The 2,723-nt window shown below is 73.8% G+C and carries 2 protein-coding genes and 1 pseudogene; 1 reads left to right on the forward strand and 2 read right to left on the reverse strand.

The features are described 5' to 3' along the window. Positions 1–255 (forward strand): annotated as a pseudogene (locus tag G3I41_RS06810) (TIGR04222 domain-containing membrane protein); the annotation flags it as partial. A 132-nt stretch (positions 256–387) separates the two neighbouring features. Here G3I41_RS06810 and hemQ read toward each other — a convergent pair. Continuing rightward, entirely contained in the window at positions 388–1,122 is a 735-nt protein-coding gene (gene hemQ / locus G3I41_RS06815) for a hydrogen peroxide-dependent heme synthase (protein ID WP_164399396.1), read from the reverse strand. A 4-nt stretch (positions 1,123–1,126) separates the two neighbouring features. Further along, positions 1,127–2,611 (reverse strand): protoporphyrinogen oxidase, encoded by a 1,485-nt coding sequence (gene hemG, locus G3I41_RS06820; RefSeq protein WP_164399397.1) that lies wholly within the window; start codon positions 2,609–2,611, stop codon positions 1,127–1,129. Between the last annotated feature and the right edge of the window lie 112 nt (positions 2,612–2,723).

The raw sequence follows: 2,723 nt of genomic DNA on the forward strand, positions 1-2,723 counted from the left end.
TGGTTCGCGCTGCCGCTCGTGCTGGCCCTGGGCTGCCTGGCCATAGCCCGGGTCGAGGCGCACCCCTACGGTGCGTGGGCCTCCCCGGACGGGCAGCGGCTGCTGGCGTCGTGCGCGGTGCCGGGGGACGGCGCGACGGACGACACGCTGGTGGCGGTCGCGGTGCGCGGGGTGGACGCGGTGGACGACCCGGCGCTGCGGGCCGCGCTCACGGGCCGGTCCGGCGGACGGAAGCGGCCGGGCACCCGCGAATGACAAACGGTGCGGCGCGCCCGAAGCGCGCCGCACCGCTGAGCCGAACCCGGTGTCGCTGGACCAGCGGGCGGCACGAGGTGCCGTATGCCCGCCGTCTGATCTTCCGGGTTGGGGTGGTCACGAGCCCGTTCGCTACGCGAGCCCGGCCACCAGGTCCGCGACCGACTTGCGCCGGCCGGTGAAGAAGGGGACCTCCTCGCGGACGTGCATCCGCGCCTCGGAGGCCCTGAGGTGACGCATCAGGTCCACGATGCGGTACAGCTCGTCCGCCTCGAAGGCCAGCATCCACTCGTAGTCGCCGAGCGAGAACGAGGCGACGGTGTTGGCGCGCACGTCCGGGTAGCCGCGGGCCATCTTGCCGTGGTCGGCGAGCATGCGGCGACGGTCCTCGTCGGGCAGCAGGTACCAGTCGTACGAGCGCACGAAGGGATAGACGCTGACGTAGTTGCGCGGCGTCTCGTCGGCGAGGAACGCCGGGATGTGCGACTTGTTGAACTCGGCGGGGCGGTGCAGCGCCATGTTCGACCAGACCGGCTCCAGGTGGCGGCCGAGCCGGGTGCGGCGGAAGAGGTTGTACGCCTCCTGGAGTTCGTCCGCCGTCTCCGCGTGCCACCAGATCATGAGGTCGGCGTCGGCGCGGAGGCCCGAGACGTCGTACGTGCCGCGGATGGTGACGTCCTTCGCGGCGAGCTGGTCGAACAGCTCCTGGACCTCGCCGGACACGGCCGCGCGGTCGGTGTCGGCGGGCAGGACGTCGCGCAGCTTGAAGACGGACCACAGCGTGTAGCGGATGACCTCATTGAGGTCCTTGGCCTTCTTGCCGGCGTTCGGAGCCTTGCTTGATGTCGCAGTCTCGGGTGCACTCATACGGCTATTGTCCCGCCTCGCTCCGAGTGCCCTGAACCAGGGTGGGGGTGGCGATGATCTCCCCGGTGGGACCCCCGCCGAGGTCCCCTGCGATCTCGTCCGCCGCCCGGTGGGCGCTCGCCACGCAGGCCGGGATGCCGACCCCGTCGTAGACCGCGCCGCACACCCGCAGCGCGGGCAGCTTCGCCACCTCGTCGCGGATCCGGGCGACCCGGGTGAGATGGCCCACCGGGTACTGGGGCAGGCCGCCGATCCACCGGGTGACCTCGGTCCCCACGGGCCGGGCGGTGAGCCCGGTCGCGGCGGCGAGGTCACGCAGGGAGATGCCGACGAGCTCGCCGTCCTCGCGGTGCAGGTGCTCCTCCTCGCCGTACCGGCCCACGGAGGTGCGCAGCACGAACAGGTCCGGGGCCGCGTCGGCCACCCACTGCCACTTGTGCGTGGAGAAGGTGGCGGCCTTGATGGTGTGCCCGTCGACCGGCGGTACGAGGAAGCCGGAGCGCCCGTCGAAGGCCGTGCCGGTCACGTCGGAGCGCCGGAACGCCATCGTGACCAGTGCCATCGACGCGTACTCGACGCCCGCCAGCTCGGCCGAGGCGCCCGGCGACTCGGCGGCGAGCAGCGTGGCGGCGGACCAGGCGGGCACGGCGAGGACGATGCCGTCGGCGGGGAGGACCCCGGTGTCGGTGCGGACGTCCCAGCCGTCGGTGCTACGGGTCAGGCCCAGCACGGGCGTCTCGGTGCGGATCTCGCCGCCTCCGGCGCGCACGGCCTCGGCGACGGCTCCCGGGAGGCTGCCGATGCCGCCCTCGATGCCCTGGAAGACGGGCCCGGTCTGCTGCCGGGCGGCGGCGCGCTCCTGGAGCCGGGTGACCCCGTCGAGCAGGGAGCCGCCTTCCCGGGCGGCCTCGAAGAGCTGCGGCACGGCGGCGCGCATCGAGATCCGGTAGGCGTCGCCCGCGTACACGCCGCCGAGCAGGGGCTCCACCAGCCGGTCCACGACCTCGCGGCCCAGCCGGTCCGCGACGTACGCGCCGACGGCGACGTCCTCGCCGACCGGCACCGAGGGCAGCTCGCGGTCCTCGGCGATCCGGGCGAGCCCCTCGGCCGACAGCACCTCGCCCAGGACGGACGGGTCTCCCGGGACGCCCATCACATGGCCCTTCGGCATCGGCCGCAGCGCGTCGCGCGTCCACAGCGCGGCGGTGGCCGTGGCCGGCGGCTGGAGGCGGTCGCCGAGGCCCACGGCGCGGGCCAGGCCGACGGCCTCCGGGCGGCGGGCGAGCATGGACTCGGCGCCGAGGTCGACCCGGACGCCGGCGACCTCGCCGGTCATGAGCTTGCCGCCGAGCCGGTCGGTCGCCTCCAGGACGGTGACCCTCAGGCCGGCTCCGACGAGCCGGTGGGCGGCCGCGAGTCCGGCGATGCCGCCGCCGATGACGACGACATGACGGGGGGCCCGGTCCGCGCGGTGTGTGGATGGCTGCATGGCTCCACTCTCTCAAACCGGTTCCGAGTCCCGACCGTGACCGGTTCGAAACCGGATTCCGGGGTCCCTGCGCATCCCTCGTACGTCCCACCGCCGAAAGCAACCATCCGTC

Origin of the sequence: Streptomyces sp. SID9727 (assembly GCF_010550605.1) — a bacterium.
Classification (GTDB): domain Bacteria; phylum Actinomycetota; class Actinomycetes; order Streptomycetales; family Streptomycetaceae; genus Streptomyces.